The 15,764-nt window shown below is 66.5% G+C and carries 16 protein-coding genes; 10 read left to right on the top strand and 6 right to left on the bottom strand.

Annotation, left to right across the window (positions count from 1 at the left end; genetic code table 11):
- Positions 1–26: 26 nt before the first annotated feature.
- From SMCB_RS08850 to rpmG, 9 genes are all read left to right on the top strand, one after another.
- Positions 27–1,163: an acyl-CoA dehydrogenase family protein gene (locus SMCB_RS08850; RefSeq protein WP_045536391.1), complete on the top strand. Its 1,137-nt coding sequence runs from the start codon at positions 27–29 to the stop codon at positions 1,161–1,163.
- Positions 1,160–2,551, top strand: a complete 1,392-nt coding sequence (gene trkA / locus SMCB_RS08845; RefSeq protein WP_045536389.1) for a Trk system potassium transporter TrkA — start codon at positions 1,160–1,162, stop codon at positions 2,549–2,551. The genes SMCB_RS08850 and trkA overlap by 4 nt, the downstream gene beginning before the upstream one ends.
- Before the next feature lie 12 nt (positions 2,552–2,563).
- Positions 2,564–4,045 carry a TrkH family potassium uptake protein gene (locus SMCB_RS08840; RefSeq protein WP_045536387.1) on the top strand — a complete coding sequence of 494 codons (1,482 nt, stop codon included), beginning with the start codon at positions 2,564–2,566 and terminating at the stop codon, positions 4,043–4,045.
- Positions 4,042–5,523: a TrkH family potassium uptake protein gene (locus SMCB_RS08835; protein ID WP_045536386.1), complete on the top strand. Its 1,482-nt coding sequence runs from the start codon at positions 4,042–4,044 to the stop codon at positions 5,521–5,523. The genes SMCB_RS08840 and SMCB_RS08835 overlap by 4 nt, the downstream gene beginning before the upstream one ends.
- Before the next feature lie 233 nt (positions 5,524–5,756).
- Positions 5,757–6,080 carry a hypothetical protein gene (locus SMCB_RS08830; protein ID WP_052468480.1) on the top strand — a complete coding sequence of 108 codons (324 nt, stop codon included), beginning with the start codon at positions 5,757–5,759 and terminating at the stop codon, positions 6,078–6,080.
- Positions 6,077–6,571, top strand: a complete 495-nt coding sequence (locus SMCB_RS08825; protein WP_045536384.1) for a hypothetical protein — start codon at positions 6,077–6,079, stop codon at positions 6,569–6,571. The genes SMCB_RS08830 and SMCB_RS08825 overlap by 4 nt, the downstream gene beginning before the upstream one ends.
- Positions 6,555–7,913: a DUF2325 domain-containing protein gene (locus SMCB_RS08820; RefSeq protein WP_082027333.1), complete on the top strand. Its 1,359-nt coding sequence runs from the start codon at positions 6,555–6,557 to the stop codon at positions 7,911–7,913. The genes SMCB_RS08825 and SMCB_RS08820 overlap by 17 nt, the downstream gene beginning before the upstream one ends.
- 312 nt (positions 7,914–8,225) lie before the next feature.
- On the top strand, positions 8,226–8,459 hold the full coding sequence (rpmB, locus tag SMCB_RS08815; RefSeq protein WP_034111793.1) for a 50S ribosomal protein L28: 234 nt from the start codon (positions 8,226–8,228) through the stop codon (positions 8,457–8,459).
- A 20-nt stretch (positions 8,460–8,479) separates the two neighbouring features.
- Entirely contained in the window at positions 8,480–8,650 is a 171-nt protein-coding gene (rpmG, locus tag SMCB_RS08810; protein ID WP_029462955.1) for a 50S ribosomal protein L33, read from the top strand.
- Between the two features lie 75 nt (positions 8,651–8,725).
- Here rpmG and ilvA read toward each other — a convergent pair whose 3' ends face one another.
- Positions 8,726–10,369, bottom strand: a complete 1,644-nt coding sequence (gene ilvA, locus SMCB_RS08805) for a threonine ammonia-lyase, biosynthetic (RefSeq protein ID WP_082027332.1) — start codon at positions 10,367–10,369, stop codon at positions 8,726–8,728.
- Positions 10,370–10,701: 332 nt separating this feature from the next.
- Between ilvA and SMCB_RS08800 the strand changes: the two genes are divergently transcribed.
- Positions 10,702–11,151 carry an OsmC family protein gene (locus SMCB_RS08800; protein ID WP_045537933.1) on the top strand — a complete coding sequence of 150 codons (450 nt, stop codon included), beginning with the start codon at positions 10,702–10,704 and terminating at the stop codon, positions 11,149–11,151.
- A gap of 34 nt (positions 11,152–11,185) precedes the next feature.
- Here the strand turns inward: SMCB_RS08800 and coq7 are convergent, their stop codons facing one another.
- The 5 genes from coq7 to SMCB_RS08775 form a co-directional block, all read right to left on the bottom strand.
- Positions 11,186–11,848 (bottom strand): 2-polyprenyl-3-methyl-6-methoxy-1,4-benzoquinone monooxygenase, encoded by a 663-nt coding sequence (coq7, locus tag SMCB_RS08795; RefSeq protein WP_045536380.1) that lies wholly within the window; start codon positions 11,846–11,848, stop codon positions 11,186–11,188.
- Positions 11,849–11,975: 127 nt separating this feature from the next.
- Positions 11,976–12,944, bottom strand: a complete 969-nt coding sequence (locus SMCB_RS08790; RefSeq protein WP_045536378.1) for a CopD family protein — start codon at positions 12,942–12,944, stop codon at positions 11,976–11,978.
- A gap of 36 nt (positions 12,945–12,980) precedes the next feature.
- Positions 12,981–13,349, bottom strand: a complete 369-nt coding sequence (locus tag SMCB_RS08785) for a copper resistance CopC family protein (protein ID WP_034111786.1) — start codon at positions 13,347–13,349, stop codon at positions 12,981–12,983.
- A gap of 57 nt (positions 13,350–13,406) precedes the next feature.
- Positions 13,407–14,207, bottom strand: coding sequence for a DUF411 domain-containing protein (locus SMCB_RS13390; RefSeq protein ID WP_144400323.1), 801 nt, complete (start codon positions 14,205–14,207; stop codon positions 13,407–13,409).
- Positions 14,208–14,266: 59 nt separating this feature from the next.
- Entirely contained in the window at positions 14,267–15,763 is a 1,497-nt protein-coding gene (locus SMCB_RS08775) for a multicopper oxidase family protein (RefSeq protein ID WP_082027331.1), read from the bottom strand.
- Position 15,764: the final 1 nt, after the last annotated feature.

The raw sequence follows: 15,764 nt of genomic DNA, 5'->3' as shown, positions 1-15,764 counted from the left end.
TTTTTAAGCAAACGCGAGGCCTGGCCGTGCTGCTCACCCCCGACCAACTGCAAATCCGCGACGCCGTGCGCGCCTTCGCCCTCGAGCAACTGTGGCCCAATGCCGCCGCTTGGGACCAAGGGCACACCTTCCCCAAAGAGGCGCACCAGGGGCTGGCGGCCTTGGGCTGCTACGGCATCTGCGTGCCCGAGGCGCTGGGTGGCGTGGGGCTCGACACCCTGACGCTGGCGCTGGTGCTGGAAGAAATCGCGGCCGGCGACGGCGGCGTGAGCACCACCATCAGCGTCACCAACTGCCCGGTCAACGCCATTTTGCTGCGCTACGGGAGCATCGCGCAGCAGCAGCGCTGGCTGGCGCCGCTGGCGCGCGGCGAGCTGCTGGGCGGCTTTGCCCTGACCGAGCCGCAGGCCGGCTCCGACGCCTCCGAGCTGCGCACGCGCGCGCTGCGCGACGGCGACGGCTACGTGCTCGACGGCGTCAAGCAGTTCATCACCAGCGGCCAATACGGCGATCTGATGATCGTCATCGCCGTCACCGACCCGGCGGCGGGCAAAAAGGGCTTGAGCGCCTTTCTGGTGCCCACCACCACCCCCGGCTACCTGGTGGAGCGGCTCGAGGACAAGATCGGCCAGCGCAGCAGCGACACGGCGCAAATCCGCTTCGAGGGCTGCCGCATCCCGCTCGAGCAGCGCATCGGGGCCGAGGGCGAGGGCTACAAAATCGCCCTCGGTGCGCTCGAAGGCGGGCGCATCGGTATCGCGGCGCAGAGCGTGGGCATGGCGCGCAGCGCGCTCGACTTTGCCGTCGGCTACGCTAAAGAGCGGCACAGCTTTGGCCGCGCGATCATCGAGCACCAAGGCGTGGGCTTCAAACTCGCCGACTGCGCCACCCGGCTGGAAGCGGCACGGCAACTGGTCTGGCACGCCGCCAGCCTGCGCGACGCCGGGCTGCCCTGCCTCAAAGAGGCCGCCATGGCCAAGCTTTTTGCCAGCGAAGTGGCCGAACAGGTGTGCTCGGCCGCCATCCAGACCCTAGGTGGCTACGGCGTGGTGCGCGATTTCCCGGTGGAGCGCATCTACCGCGATGTGCGCGTGTGCCAGATTTACGAAGGCACCAGCGAAGTGCAAAAAATCCTCATTCAACGCGCCTTGGCGGCTTCATGAACATCATCATTTTTGGCGCCGGCCGGGTCGGCGAGAGCGTGGCCGAGAGCCTGGTGTCGGAGCACAACGACATCACCGTCATCGACCAAGACCCGCTGCGCATCCGCGCGCTAGAAGACCGGCTCGATTTGCGCGGCCTGGTGGGCAACGGCATCCAGCCCTCGGTGCTGCGCGAGGCCGGGGCCAAAGACGCCGACATGGTGATCGCCTGCGCCGCAGCCGACGAATCCAACCTGGTGGTGTGCAAGATCGCGCACGACATCTTCAGCGTACCCACCACCATCGCGCGCCTGCGCTCGCCCGAGTTTGCCGAGGGCGACGAACTCATGAGCAAGGCCGGTTTTGCGGTCGATCACGTGATCTGCCCCGAAGAGTCGGTGATGCGCTTCATCCACCAGCTCATCGAGTACCCGGAAGCGCTGCAGGTGCTCGAGTTTGCCGATGGCCGGGTGTGCCTGATTGCGGTGCGCGCCGAGCACGGTGGCACCCTGGTCGGGCGCACCATCGCCCAGTTCAAAGAGCTGCTGCCGCACGCCGACATGCGCGTGGTGGCGCTGTACCGGCTCGACACCGAGATGGAGGCCACGCGCGAAACCCGCATTCTGCCTGGCGACGAGCTGTTCGTGCTGGCGGCGGCCGACCAGATCCGGCTCGTGCTGGCGGCCATCCACACCATCGACAAACCGGTGCTGCGCGTGATGATCTCTGGCGGCGGCCGGGTCGGGTTGCGGCTGGCGCGCAGCCTCAGCGGCCAGTACCAGGTCAAGGTGATCGAGCAAAACCCGCTGCGCTGCGAATACCTAGCCAGCCAACTGCCCTCCAGCACGCTGGTGCTGCGCGGCGACTGCACCGACGAGTCGCTGCTCGAGGAAGAAAACGTGGCCGACATGGACTTGTTCCTGTCGCTGACCAACGACGACGAAGACAACATCATGGCCGCCATGCTGGCCAAGCGGCTGGGCGCGCGGCGCGTGATGGCGCTCATCAACCGCCGCGCCTACGCCGACATGATGCAGGGCAGCGCCATCGACATCGCCATTTCGCCGGCGCAGACGGTGATCGGCGAGCTGCTCACCCACGTGCGCCGCGGCGACGTGGTGGCGGTGCACAGCCTGCGCCGTGGCGCCGCCGAAGCGCTCGAAGGCGTGGCGCGCGGCGACGTCAAAACCTCCAAGCTGGTGGGGCGCCGGATCGAAGAGATCGCGCTGCCGCAGGGAGCGCGCTTTGGCGCCATCGTGCGCGGCGAAGGACAAAAATCCCAGGTGCTGATGCCGCACCACGACACCCTGATCGAGGCCGAAGACCACGTGGTGATCTTCATCCCGCACAAGCGCCTGGTGCGCGAGGTGGAAAAACTGTTCCAGGTCACAGCCACCTTTTTCGGCTAAGCGCTGTTACCCATGCCGCTGCTGCGCGTCGCCTCGGTGCTGGGCTGGATCGTGCTGGCCTTTGGCCTGGCCTTTCTGGTGCCGATCGCGGTCTCGCTCGGCTTGGCCGACGGGGCAGCGTGGGCCTTCGTCGGGCCGATGGCGCTGGTGCTGCTGCTCGGTGCCGCGCTGGTGGGGCTGGGCCGCACCGTGCTGCGCCCTTACCGGGCCACCGAGTTGAATGTGCGCGACGGCATTTTGCTGGTCGGGTTGGTGTGGACGCTGTTGCCGGCGCTGGCGGCGCTGCCGTTCATGCTCTATTTCGCGGGCGTCGGGCAGCCGCTGAACTTTAGCCGCGCCTACTTCGAGGCCATGTCGGGCCTGACCACCACTGGCGCCACCGTGCTGGTGGGGCTGGACCATTTACCCGGTGCCATCAACATCTGGCGCGGTTTTTTGCAGTGGCTGGGCGGGATGGGGATCCTGGTGCTGGCGGTGGCGATTTTGCCGCTCGTCGGCGCCGGGGGCAGTTCGTTGTTGCGCGCCGAAACCAGTGGCCCGCTGAAAGAGTCGCGCCTGACACCGCGCATCGCTACCACCGCCAAGGGCTTGTGGAGCGTCTATGCCGCGCTGTCGCTGGCCTGTCTGCTGGCGTACCGGGCCGGTGGCATGTCGTGGTTTGACGCCTGGATGCACATGTTCACCACCATGAGCTTGGGCGGGCTGTCGAACTACGACGCCAGCATTGGGCACTTTGATTCGGCCGCGCTGGAGTGGATTGCGATCGCCTTCATGCTGCTGGCCAGCGGCAGCTTTGCGCTCTACTTCGTAGCCGTGCTCAAGCGCGACCCGCTGCGCATCTGGCGCAACCCCGAATGGCGCGGCACCCAGAGCCTGATGCTGGGTTCGGGGCTGGCGGTGGCCGCCGTGCTGGTCTGGCAGGGCGGGGCGGCCGCCGATTGGGAGACCCTGCGCCGGGCCCTGTTCAACCTGGTCTCGATCGCCTCCACCACCGGCTACGCCAGCGAAGACTACACCCTCTGGCCCGCTTTTGCACCCTGGCTGATGCTGTTTTTGTCGGCCTTGGCCACCAGCGCCGGCTCCACCGGGGCAGGCATCAAAATGGCGCGGTTGCTGATCTTGCTCAAACTGGCGCAGCGCGAACTGACGCGCATCCTGCACCCGCGTGCCGTGACGCCGATCACCGTCGGCGGGGTGGTGGTCGAGCACGCGGCGATACAGTCGGTGCTGGCCTTCATGCTGATCTATGGCGCCACCGTGCTCGGTCTGACCTTGCTGCTGCTGCTGGGCGGGATGGATTTCGACACCGCATTCAGCGCCGTGCTGGCCAGCATCAACAACATGGGGCCTGGGCTGGGGGTGGTCGGGCCGGCTGGCAACTACGCGGGGTTGAGCGATTTCAAACTCTGGGTATGCTCTCTGGCGATGCTGCTGGGGCGGCTCGAGATTCTGGTTTTTCTGGTGATGTTTACAAGGGCTTTTTGGCGCAAATGAACGGCTTGTCTGCCCTGTGGTCGATTTTTGGGCCCGTGCTGGCGCTGCTGGCGCGCATCATGATGGCCTTTTCCTTCGCCTTTCTGGTGCCCCTGACTTGGGGCTGGGCGCTGGATCTGGACTACCTGCGCGCCATCTGGGGCGTGGCTTTTGGCCTGACCTTCGGCTCGGGTCTGCTGCTGCTGTGGCTGACGCGCCACCAGTACCGCGAGCTGCTGCCGCGCGATGGGTTTTTGCTGGTGGTGCTGGTCTGGCTGGTGCTCACCGCCTACGCCGCCATTCCCTTGTACTGGCTGGTGCCCGACATCAGCTGGAGCCACGCCTATTTCGAGGCCATGAGCGCGCTCACCGCCACCGGCGCCACCGCCCTGAGTGGCTTGGGCGATTTGCCGGTTTCGGTCAACGTCTGGCGCGCCTTTTTGCAATACATCGGCGGCCTCGGGATCATGCTGCTGGTGGTGGCCGTGTTGCCGCTGCTGGGCTTGGGCGGCATGCAGCTCTACAAGGCCGAAACCCCCGGCCCGATGAAAGACACCAAATTCACGCCCCGCATCGCCGAGACCGCGCGCGGCCTGTGGCTGGTGTATTTTGGTTTTTCGCTGGCCTGCCTGCTGGCCTACCGCTGGGCCGGCATGAGCTGGGCCGACGCCTTCATCCACATGTGCAGCACCATGAGCCTGGGCGGCTTTTCCTCGCAGGACGCGAGCATCGGCTACTGGGATTCGGCGGCGGTGGAGCTGGTGGCGATCGTCTTCATGACGCTGGCTGGTATCAGTTTTTTGCGCTACTTTTTGGTGCTGCGCACGCTCACGCTGGGCCCGATCGTCAACGACCACGAGATCCGCAGCTACTTTTTGGTGCTGGCCGGCTCGGTGCTGCTGGTCGTGGCCTTACTCACGGCGCACCAGGTCGAAACCGATTTTTGGGCCGCCCTGCGCAGCAGCGCCTTTCACGTGTTGTCGCTGGCCACCACCACCGGCTACGCCGCCACCGACTACGGGCAGTGGCCGGTGTTCATCGGCGTGTACCTGATGTTTCTGGGCTGCTTCGTCTCGTGCGCCGGCTCCACCGGTGGCGGCATCAAGATGGTGCGCATGGTGCTGCTGATCAAGCAGGCGCGGCGCGAGTTGGTGCGCATCGTGCACCCGCGCGTGGTCAACCCGATCACCCTGGGCGGCCAGTGCATCGCCTCGGCCACGCTGATCACGGTGCTTGGCTACATGCTGATTTACGGCGCCGCCACGCTGGGGCTGAGCTTTGTGCTGCTGCTCACCGGGCTCGACATCGTGACCGCCTTTTCGGCTGTGGTGGCCACGCTCAACAACATCGGCCCCGGGCTGGGCCTGGTCGGGCCAGCGCACAACTTTGGCTGGCTCAGCGGCTTTCAGCTTGGGGTGTTGAGCTTTGCCATGTTGCTCGGGCGGCTGGAGCTGCTGACGGTGCTGGTGTTGTTTACGCGGCATTATTGGCGGCGTTGAACCGCTGCTTTCAGGCTCCCTCTGGGCTGGAGAGGGCGCTTGAGGGTGCCTGGTGCAGCCGCGTGCAGACACGGCCTACTGGGTGCAGAGCAGGGCGGCGAGCAGGGAGCGTCGAGCTTTCCATAAAAACAATCGATCGCCATTTTAATCAAGAAAAAATCAATCTTGATGGCAATCAATAGGAACGATTCGCATTTACTATACACCCATCGCACCCCATCCTAGGAGCTGCCATGGAACGAGACCTCGACTGGCCCGAAGCCGATACCTACCTGTTGCCCGCCTCAGAGGCCATGCTCGCGGCTGCCTTGGCGCTCATGACCGGCCACGCCCAGAGCGCTTGCGAGCGCCAGCGAGCCGCTTTGGCGGACAAAATCGGCGCCTTGTTGCTTGCACTCACCGAGCAGACCAGCCTGAGCGCATCGATGCGCGCCATGGTCTGGCGCTTGCATGCCCATTGGCAGGCGTTGCCCAAGGCGCCAGCCCGGCAAGCGCTGGTGTGCCCCCCGTGCGCCCCGGGTTGGAGCGGCCAACCGCTGACGGCGGGTTTGCAATGAGCGCCGCCTTCGACTGCGTGCCTGGCGCGGCATCGGACGCCATGCCAATGGATGAGCAGATGGTTTGGCTGCGCCACCACGCCCGCGTGCAGCAAAGGGTGAGCGAAACCGTGCGCCAGATGGCCGCCCGCATCGAGGCGCTGGAGGCCGATCTGTTGCGCCACCGGGCCAAGGCCGTTTTGGAGCGCACCGCCAAATGGTGGGCGATTCCGCTGCGCAGCCGCCGCTCGTGGCGTGCGTGGCCCAGAGGGCAGGCCAGCGTGGCCCAAAAAGCGCTCGTGCGCCTGGTTTTTCACAGTCAACCCCTGGACCAGGCTGCGGCTTCCAATGTGGCTCCCGATGCATGGCGCGCATCCGATGAGGTGCTGTGCCAAACCGCTTGCGTCGGCCATGCCCACCATTGGCTGGGCGCAGATGGCCAGTGCCAGCGCAAGGGCGGGGACTGCGAGCGGGTGCAAACCGTAGGAGACGTTTATGTGTCTGGCACGTAAAGCCACGGCGGTGTGGTCGTCTGAATCGGGCGCCGACGGTCTGCGGCCACTGGTGTTCGAGGTGCCGTCGATGGACGGCGCCAGCAAAGCCGCCAAGCGCCGACGCTCCTTGTGGGAGCTGAGCGCCAGCGCCGCCTGCCCGGTGCTGGGGGTCTGTCTGCCGATGTGCGAGCAGCGTGCGCTGATGCACAAGTGTGGCATCGACGTACACGGACGCGGCGACTACGAGCTGCACCAGATCGGGGTTTCGGAGTGCCGGCGCCGCACGCCCTTGGCCGAGCGCTTGCAAAAGTGGCTCGACGCGCACTTCGCCCTCGAGTTGCGCCAAGTGGCCGATTTGCGCAGCGCCGACGAGCTGCGCCAGCACTGGCAGCAGGCAAGGGCAGAGCCGGCATGGGGCGGTGTGATGTGGGCCGTGCTCACTCACCCGGCCTGCCTGCTCACGCTGGAGCACGAGCTGCTGGGCGATGTGCACATGATGCAGCACCAAGTGGGCATGGTGACGCGCGTCGAGCAGCAGCAGTGGCAGCAGCAGCGCAGCCAAATGGCGCAACTGCGCGCCGAATTGGTCGAGCACAAAGGGCGTGCGCAGCGTCAGCAGCATGAGGCGCAGCAGCGCCAGCACGAGCTGCAAGCCGAGCTGCAGCGGCTGCGTCACAGCCTGCTGCAGGCCGTGGCCGAACAGGAGCGGCTGACCACACGCTGCCAGCAGTTGCAGGTCGAGCGCCCCGACGCCAAGACCCTGGAGGCGCTGCGGCTGGAAAACGCCGATTTGCGCCAGCAGTGCCAGCAGGCCAACCGTGCCTTGCGTGCAGCGGTGCGTCCATGCGCGACCAGCCCCCAGGGGTCGGTTCAGACCTGCTTGGCCCCGGTGGTGGCAACGGTTGGTAGCAAGGCACAAGCCCAAGCGCAGCAGGCCACCCCAGTTCTGCAAGCGCACGCGGCGCAACCGGTGCCGGAATCGGGTTGCACCAGCGACTGCGCCGCCTTGACCGGCCGCGCGGTCCCGGGCACCAAAGTCGCATGCGTGGGCGGCCGCACGGCACAATTGCCCGCTTTCCGCGAGGTGGTGGAAGCGCACGGTGCGCAACTGCTGCACCACGACGGCGGTGACGAACACCACCTGAGCCAGCTGCAAGCCACCCTGGCGGCCGCCGACTGGGTCATCTGCCAAGTGGGCTGTATCAGCCACAACGCCTACTGGCGCGTCAAAGAGCACTGCAAACGCACCGGCAAGCCCTGCCTGTACGTTGAGAGCACCAGCCGCAGTGCGCTCGAACGCGCCATGCAGCGCATCCATACGGCGCAACAGGTTCCCGTTTGTCCCGCTGCAGCGGTGTGAATGGGGGATTGCAGGCAGCAAAAAATTTGCCACTCAAAATTTGCCACTCAGCCTGTCAAAAAAATTTGCCACTCAGCCGCGCTGATGGTTTAGAATAGCGGGCTGTCCAAGTTGGGTGGCGTGTTCAAGCCGCGCCATGCTTGCATTCAATGCAAGGCCCTTGGTCAACCTCCCTCGACCGCTCGCGAGCCGGAGCCGTCCTTGAAAAAGCCTGCAGGCATGGCTTGCAGGGCACCCCAAGGCAGGCGGCGCAACACAGGACGCGAGCGAGGTGCAGCCTTCGGGCTGTTTTTATTTGATAGGAGTGCCCACATGGCACGGGTATGTGAAGTCACGGGCAAAAAGCCCATGGTGGGGAACAATGTGTCCCACGCCAACAACAAAACCAAGCGCCGCTTTCTGCCCAACCTGCAGTCGCGCCGCTTCTGGGTCGAGAGCGAAAAGCGCTGGGTGCGCCTGCGCATTTCGGGCGCCGCGCTGCGCCTGATCGACAAAAACGGTATCGAAGCGGTGCTCGCCGATCTGCGCGCCCGCGGTCAAGCCTGATCGCTTAAAGGAGCAGCACCATGGCAAGCAAAGGCGGACGCGAAAAAATCAAGCTGGAATCCACTGCAGGAACCGGCCACTTCTACACCACGACCAAGAACAAGAAGACCACACCAGAAAAACTGGCCTTCGCCAAGTTCGACCCCAAAGCACGCAAACACGTGCAGTACAAAGAGGTCAAGCTGAAGTAATACGCAGCTTGGGTCGCCAGCAAAAACCGCCACTTTGGGCGGTTTTTGCTTTTTGGGGCCGCCGGTGCACGGCCCTCAACGGCGCAAAAACAACCGATATACCGGGTTGGCGGTTTCGTCCACGCACGGGTAGCCCAGCGTGGTCAGAAAGGTCTGGAACTCGGCCTCTTCGGCCTCGGGCACCTGCAGCCCGACCAAGATGCGGCCGTAGTCGGCGCCCTGGTTGCGGTAGTGAAACAGGCTGATGTTCCAGCCCGGGCGCATCAGGTTCAAAAACTTCAGCAGCGCGCCGGGGCGCTCGGGAAACACAAAGCGCAGCAGGCGCTCGTCGTGCGCCAGCGGCGAGTGGCCGCCGACCATGTGCCGGATGTGCTCTTGCGCCAGGTCATCGTGCGTCAGGTCTAGGGCGGCAAAGCCGTGGCGGGCAAAGTTGGCGGCAATTTTGCTGCTCTCGCCGCGGCCGTGCGTGCTCAGGCCCAGAAACACGTGTGCTTCGCTCGCGTCGCTGATGCGGTAGCTGAATTCGGTCACGTTGCGCGGTCCGCCCGGCAGGTTGCCGATGGCCCCGAGGAAGCGTTTGAAGCTGCCGCGCTCTTCGGGCAGGGTGACGGCAAACAGGCCCTCGCGCTGCTCGCCCACCTCGGCGCGTTCGGCCACGAAGCGCAGCCGGTCGAAGTTCATGTTGGCACCGCACAAAATCGCGGCGTAGGTCTCGCCCCGGGTTTTGTGCGTGGCCACGTACTGCTTGATCGCCGCCACCGCCAGCGCGCCGGCGGGCTCGACGATGCTGCGCGTATCCACAAACACGTCTTTGATGGCGGCGCAGACGGCGTCGGTATCGACTTCGATAAAGCCATCGACCAGAGCGCGGCTGATGCGCAGCGTCTCGTCGCCCACGCGCTTGACGGCGGTGCCATCCGAAAACAACCCGACTTCGGCCAGCGTCACCTGCTGGCCCGCCGCGACCGAGCGCAGCATGGCGTTGGAGTCGTTCATCTGCACGCCGATGACCTTGATCTCGGGCCGCAGCGCCTTGAGGTAGTTGGCCACGCCGCTGATCAGGCCGCCGCCGCCCACGGCCACGAACACCGCATCGAGGCGCTGGTTGCCCAGGCTTTGCAACTGGCGCAGCAGCTCCATGGCCACCGTGCCCTGGCCGGCGATCACGTAGGGGTCGTCAAAGGGGTGCACAAAGGTGTAGCCGTGCTCGGCTTGCAGTGCCAGCGCGTGCGCGTGCGCGTCGGTATAGCTGTCGCCGTGCAGCAACACCTCGCCACCGAGGGCGCGCACGGCCTCGATCTTGAGCTGCGGCGTGGTCACGGGCATGACGATCACCGCCCGCGCCCCGAGCCGATGCGCCCCCAGCGCCACCCCTTGGGCGTGGTTGCCGGCCGAAGCGCAGATGACGCCGCGCTGCAACTGCTCGGGCGCCAAGTGCGCGAGCTTGTTGTAGGCGCCGCGCAGCTTGAAGCTGAACACCGGCTGCTGGTCTTCGCGTTTGAGCAGCACCTTGTTGTGCAAGCGGCGGCTGAGCTGGCGCGCCGGCTCCAGCGCCGACTCGACCGCCACGTCATAGACGCGCGCCGTGAGGATGAGCTTGAGGTAGTCGGCGGGGCTGAGGTCGGTGGCGGCGGTAGCGGCCGGCGCTGCGCCGGCAGGGGACTCCGCCAAAGGGGCAGCAGACACAGCGGCGGGCGGGGCAGGTTGGGGTGCGGGCATGGGGGCAAAAGCGTAAATCTAGGGCAGGGCGGCAGGCCAGTTGCTAATGTGGCAGGGCAGCCCGGCATCATAGGGGAAAGCGCTGTGGCGGCCCGAAATCCATGGGGGGCAGTCAGCCCAGCGCGGTCAAAAAAAAGCCCGGTCGCGATGACCGGGCTTAACCACCCGTTGAAGGGCAGAGGAGACAACTGGTAACGCAGCAAGGGGGCTGCGGACGCTACAGGCGCTGATCGAGCCACTCCTGCATACAATGGCGCTAGTGTAAACCCGGATTTGCTGCAATGCAACATCTTTTTTTGTAAGCCCCTGTTGTTTTTGAGGTAATGATTGAAATGGAATGCACCGTCACCTGGACCGGCGCCGCCGGCACCCGTTCATCCATGGGCTTTGTGGCCGAAACAGGCAGCGGCCACGTGCTATACATGGACGGCGCGCCCGACTCGGCGCGACCCGAACACGGCGGCGCCAACCTGGCCCCGCGCCCCATGGAGGCGCTGCTGGCCGGCACCGGCGGTTGCAGCGCCTACGATGTGGTGTTGATCCTCAAGCGCGGGCGCCACGACGTGCGCGGCTGCAGCGTCAAGCTCAGCAGCGAACGCGCCCCGACCGACCCCAAGGTTTTTACCCAGATCCACATGCACTTCACCGTGCGCGGGCACGGCATCCCCGAGGCGGCGGTGCAGCGCGCGATCGAACTGAGCCACGAAAAATACTGCTCGGCCAGCGTGATGCTGGGCAAAACCGCCGCCATCACCACCAGCTTCGAACTGATCGAGGACTAAGAGGCTGAGAGGCTGGGAGGGTTGGCAGCGCGCTCTAGACCCGGTGCGCCACCGTGGTCATGACCTTGGCCGCCAGCCGCATCAGACCCTTGACGGGCGCTGGCAGATCGACGCCGCCGCCGCGTTTGGCCTCGTTGGCGTGGCGCACTTCGTCGGCCTTCATCTGCTCGACGATGGCGCGCGAGGCGTGGTCGTGCGCCGGCAGTCGCCCGAGGTGGCTGTCGAGGTGGGCCTCGACTTGGCGTTCGGTCTCGACCACAAAGCCCAGGCTCACGCCTTTACCGAAGCGCCCGGCCAGCAGGCCCAGACCAAAGGCGCCGGCGAACCAGAGCGGGTTGAGCAGCGAAGGCCGGTCACCCAGCTCATCCAAGCGCTGCTTGCACCAAGCCAAGTGGTCGGTTTCGTCCTGCCCGGCGGCCTCGAGATGGTGCGCCAGTTTTTCTTTTTCGGCCTCAGAGCCCGGCCCTAGCCGCGCCGCCAGCGCCTGCGAGGTGTAGAGCGCTTGGGCGCAGATCTCGCCCACGTGGTTGACGCGCATGAGCGCACCGGCGTGGCGCTTTTCAGCTTCGCTCAACGCCGTCACAGCCACATCGGCGGGCGGGCGCGGGCACGGGCGGGCGGCACGGTGCGGCGCAAACAGGGCGCGCAGCGCGCCGTCGGCAGCGATCAGGTGGGCGTCGATGAAGGCAGTGCTCATGGTCGGTTCCGAGGGCTAAAGGTCTGGTGGAATTATCGGCTGCGCCGGGCCGGATTGCAATCCGATTGCAAACCCTGGTGTCTAGTTGCATAAGCCTGCACTGGCTTTGGGCCTCTCAGCCCCACGCTCAGCCCGGCGGCGAGGTGGTGGTGGTTAAAAAAGCCGTCAGGAGCAGGATCAGGGCCACCAAAAATCCTTCGCAAGCAATGCTGGTGCGCAGCCGCTGGCGGGCACGCTGGGCTTGTGCCGCAAAGGCCGGCACCAGAATCCAGCGGTTGAGCGCAGCCAAACCCAGCAGCAGCAGCAGCACGGCGAGCTTGAGCAACAAGACTTGCCCGTAAGCGCTGTGCAGCAGCGGCTCCCAGCCTTCCAGCAAGCGCCAGGCCAACCACAGCGCCGCCGCGATCAGAGCCGCCACCACAGGCCCCGCCACCTGGCCAAAGCGCAGCAGCACGCGGGCCGCCGGCTGGCTTAAACCCGGCGGGCCGCTGATGCGGTACAAGGGCAGCAGGGCACCGACCCAAAACGCCAGCCCGCCCAAGTGCAACAGCAGCAAACTGGCCAGCAACAAGCGCGGCTCCCCTGTGCTGTGCCCCACCCAAGTGAAAGACAGCAACACCAGCGCCGCACCGAGCAGGCCCGGCAGCTTGCGCAACACCCGCGCCGCTCCGATCTGGCTGGCCGTCATGCCAAGCTCGTGCCCGCGCTCCCACGCGATCGCCGCGCCGAGCAAGAGCAGCAGCCCGCTGCCCGCCAGCAGCATGCGCTGGCCTGTGGCGCCCTCAAACACCAGCGCGAGCAAGCCGGGGTCGAAGGCCGCCGCCCACGAACCGCCCCCCAAGAAACCCGCCTGCAAGGGCCACTGCAAGAGCAGCAGGACGAGCGCCAAGGTGGCGGCAGCGGGCACCAGCGTGCGCAGCCCGGTGGCCCGATCCAACTCTGGATTGCCACCGAAAACCAGCCGGAACAGCAGCCCGCCCACGGCGACCAAGGCGCTGGCATAAAAGCCCGCTGCCGCCAGCACTCGCAGCCCAGTCCAGCCGTCGGTCTGGGCGAGCAGTTCCAGCAGGGGTTGAAGCGATAGGCTGGTGCTCATGCCGGGGGCCGATTCATGCAGGTGTCAGCGCCCACCTCAGCGCACAGTGAAATAAATTTCATCGGCCATGACGTGCCCGTCCGCCGCCAGGCCGCGCCAGCGCACCGTGTATTTGCCGGGCCCCAGCGGGGTGGCTGGGCTGGTTTCGAAGCGGGTGAGCACCTCGCGGCCGGGGGCGGGGTTGAGCGGCACCACGCCCCGCGGGCCGCTCACTTCAAACAGCGTGAGCCGCATCGGGTGATCGAACCAGACCGCGATCCGGTTCGGGCTGCCGCTGACGGTGCTGCCGTGCGCGGGCAGCGAGCCCTCGGGCTGGGCGTGGGCGTGCAGATGGGGCGTGGCCAGCAGCAGGTGCAGCGCCAGCGCAGCGGGGGCGATCTTGAGCAAGGTTTTCAAACGGTTCATGGTCAGACTCCGGTGTGCAAGGGAAGGGGTGTGGGTGCGCGACGGGATTGGACAAAATCAAGGCAGGGGTGCGATCTGCATCACGGTGTATTCGCCCTGGATGAGCGCGGCGCTGAAGCGGATGCGCTGACCCGGCTGCACCTGTTCCAGCAGGGCCGGGTCGCTGAGCTGGAACACCATGGTCATGCCGCCCATGTCGAGGTTGGGGATGGGGCCGTGGCGCAGGCTGACGCGGCGGTTGCTGCGGTCCACCCGGCGTACTTCGGCCTCGACCCAGGGGCGGCCGTCGCGGTCGGTGGCCGTGGCCGCGCCCGCAGCGTCGGCGCCGTCGGCTGCTGGCTGCGCCGCCGGAGCCCCTGCCGGTGGTTGGTGGTAGGAGGCCCAGATGCGCGAGCTGCCGTCGCGTCCGACCAGCAGCACGTGGAAGGGGTCGCGGCGACCGCCGAATAGCGGGCCGTCCATGCCGGGGCTGCCGATGGGCATGCCCGGCACGCTCAGGCCCAGCGCCGCCGGGCGCTCGCGCAGCAGGCGCTGGATGTCGGCGGCGGGCACGTGGCCCTCGACCACGTAGCCGCCGATGAGCGCGGTGTGGCAAGAGCCGTATTTCTCGGGCATGCCCAAGCGCTGGCGCACGGCGATGTTGCCGGTGTCGAAGGGGCGCACTTCGAAGCCGTTTTTTTCCAGGTAGGTGATCCAGTCGTTGCAGCAGCCGCATTGGGGGTCTTTCCAGACCTCCATCACGGGCGGGTTGCGGCGCGCCTGCGCCAGCGCGACTGGGGCCGACAGGGCGAGCAAGGTGGTGCCAGCCAGCCCGGTGAGGGCGACGCTGGCGCTGTGGAGCAAGGTGCGTCGTTGCATGGTGGGTGTGGTTTGAGTCAAGGGAGCGCCGGGTTTGATGCCCGGCACAGGCCGCAAGTTCAGTGCCGATGCACCGGGGCGGCCGGTGCGGGTGTTGCCGGTGTTGCCGGACTGGGCGGTGGCGCTGCGCCGTGGGCTCCGTGGGCTCCTCCTCCGTGGCCTCCCTGCGCCCCTCTACGGACTTCTCCGTGGGCAGCTTGGGGCGGGCTGGGTGGGCGCACCGCCTCGGGTACCGGCCCCCGGTATTCAAAGGCCACGCTGCCGCTCGGGAAGGCGTAGGGGCCGGGGTCGCGGTAGTCGTTGGGCGGCTGGTTGGCGCGCACCTTGAGCACGGTCAGCATCCCGCCCATGCCGATCGGGCCGAACTGGCCTTGGCCGGCCATCATGGGCAGGGTGTTGGGGGGCAGTTCCATCGGCATCTGCTTCATGTCGTACATGCCGCGCTCGCCCATGACCATGAAGTCGGGCGCCAGGCCCTGGATTTTGCCGACCAGCCCGCGGTGATCGACTCCGATCATGGTCGGCACGTCGTGCCCCATCGGCCCCATGGTGTGGTGGCTTTTGTGGCAGTGTACGGCCCAGTCGCCGGGCTCGTCGGCCAGGAACTCGATCTGGCGCATCTGGCCGACCGCCATGTCGATCGTCACCTCGGGCCAGCGCGCACCCTTGGGCACCGGGCCGCCGTCGGTGCCGGTGACTTCGAACTCGACCCCGTGTACGTGGATGGGGTGGTTGGTCATGGTCAGGTTGCCCATGCGGATGCGCACCCGGTCGCCCAGGCGCGCCACCAGCGGGTCGGTGCCCGGGAAGACGCGGCTGTTCAAAGCCCAGGTGTTGAAGTCGAGCATGGTGGCGACGGTGGGCGTTTTGGCACCGGGTTCGACGTCGAAGGCGTTGAGCAAGAAGCAGTAGTCGCGCTCCACCGCATCGATCTGTGGGTGCCGGCCGCGCGCATCGAGCTTGGGGTGCGTGACCCAAAAGCCCATCATGCCCATGGCGAGCTGCACCATTTCGTCGGCGTGCGGGTGGTACATGAAGGTGCCCGGGCGGCGCGCCTGGAATTCATAGACGAAGGTTTTGCCAGCCCCGATCGAGGGCTGGTTGATGCCCGCCACGCCGTCCATGCCCGCAGGCAGGCGCTGGCCGTGCCAGTGGATGGAAGTCGGCTCGGGCAGGCGGTTGCTGACGAAGATGCGCACCCGATCCCCCTCCACCACTTCGATCGTGGGGCCGGGGCTCTGGCCGTTGTAACCCCACATATTGACCACGAAACCGGGTGCCATTTCGCGCACCACCGGCTCGGCCACGAGGTGAAACTCCTTCACCCCGTCGCGCATTCGGAATGGCAGCGTCCAGCCGTTGAGCGTGACCACTGGTCTATACGGCAAACCGGCCCCGGTGACGCCGGGCGGCACCCAGGGCGCGGCGGTGGCGGCGCTGTGGTTGAGCACCGGCTCGGGCAAAGCGGCCAGCGCGTGGCGGCCGACGGTGGCGCTGGCGGCGGCTGTGAAGGCCCCGGCAGCCAAGGCACCCTGGAAAAATTGGCGGCGTTGCATG

Origin of the sequence: Serpentinimonas maccroryi, from assembly GCF_000828915.1 — a bacterium.
GTDB lineage: Bacteria > Pseudomonadota > Gammaproteobacteria > Burkholderiales > Burkholderiaceae_C > Serpentinimonas > Serpentinimonas maccroryi.
This window is presented reverse-complemented; position numbering and strand designations above follow the sequence as displayed.

Coding starts and splice junctions, on each gene's coding strand:
- trkA (WP_045536389.1), top strand. CDS start 1,160: ATGAACATCATCATTTTTGGCGCCGGCCGGGTCGGCGAGAGCGTGGCC.
- SMCB_RS08840 (WP_045536387.1), top strand. CDS start 2,564: ATGCCGCTGCTGCGCGTCGCCTCGGTGCTGGGCTGGATCGTGCTGGCC.
- SMCB_RS08835 (WP_045536386.1), top strand. CDS start 4,042: ATGAACGGCTTGTCTGCCCTGTGGTCGATTTTTGGGCCCGTGCTGGCG.
- SMCB_RS08830 (WP_052468480.1), top strand. CDS start 5,757: ATGGAACGAGACCTCGACTGGCCCGAAGCCGATACCTACCTGTTGCCC.
- SMCB_RS08825 (WP_045536384.1), top strand. CDS start 6,077: ATGAGCGCCGCCTTCGACTGCGTGCCTGGCGCGGCATCGGACGCCATG.
- SMCB_RS08820 (WP_082027333.1), top strand. CDS start 6,555: ATGTGTCTGGCACGTAAAGCCACGGCGGTGTGGTCGTCTGAATCGGGC.
- rpmB (WP_034111793.1), top strand. CDS start 8,226: ATGGCACGGGTATGTGAAGTCACGGGCAAAAAGCCCATGGTGGGGAAC.
- rpmG (WP_029462955.1), top strand. CDS start 8,480: ATGGCAAGCAAAGGCGGACGCGAAAAAATCAAGCTGGAATCCACTGCA.
- ilvA (WP_082027332.1), bottom strand. CDS start 10,369: ATGCCCGCACCCCAACCTGCCCCGCCCGCCGCTGTGTCTGCTGCCCCT.
- SMCB_RS08800 (WP_045537933.1), top strand. CDS start 10,702: ATGGAATGCACCGTCACCTGGACCGGCGCCGCCGGCACCCGTTCATCC.
- coq7 (WP_045536380.1), bottom strand. CDS start 11,848: ATGAGCACTGCCTTCATCGACGCCCACCTGATCGCTGCCGACGGCGCG.
- SMCB_RS08790 (WP_045536378.1), bottom strand. CDS start 12,944: ATGAGCACCAGCCTATCGCTTCAACCCCTGCTGGAACTGCTCGCCCAG.
- SMCB_RS08785 (WP_034111786.1), bottom strand. CDS start 13,349: ATGAACCGTTTGAAAACCTTGCTCAAGATCGCCCCCGCTGCGCTGGCG.
- SMCB_RS13390 (WP_144400323.1), bottom strand. CDS start 14,207: ATGCAACGACGCACCTTGCTCCACAGCGCCAGCGTCGCCCTCACCGGG.
- SMCB_RS08775 (WP_082027331.1), bottom strand. CDS start 15,763: ATGCAACGCCGCCAATTTTTCCAGGGTGCCTTGGCTGCCGGGGCCTTC.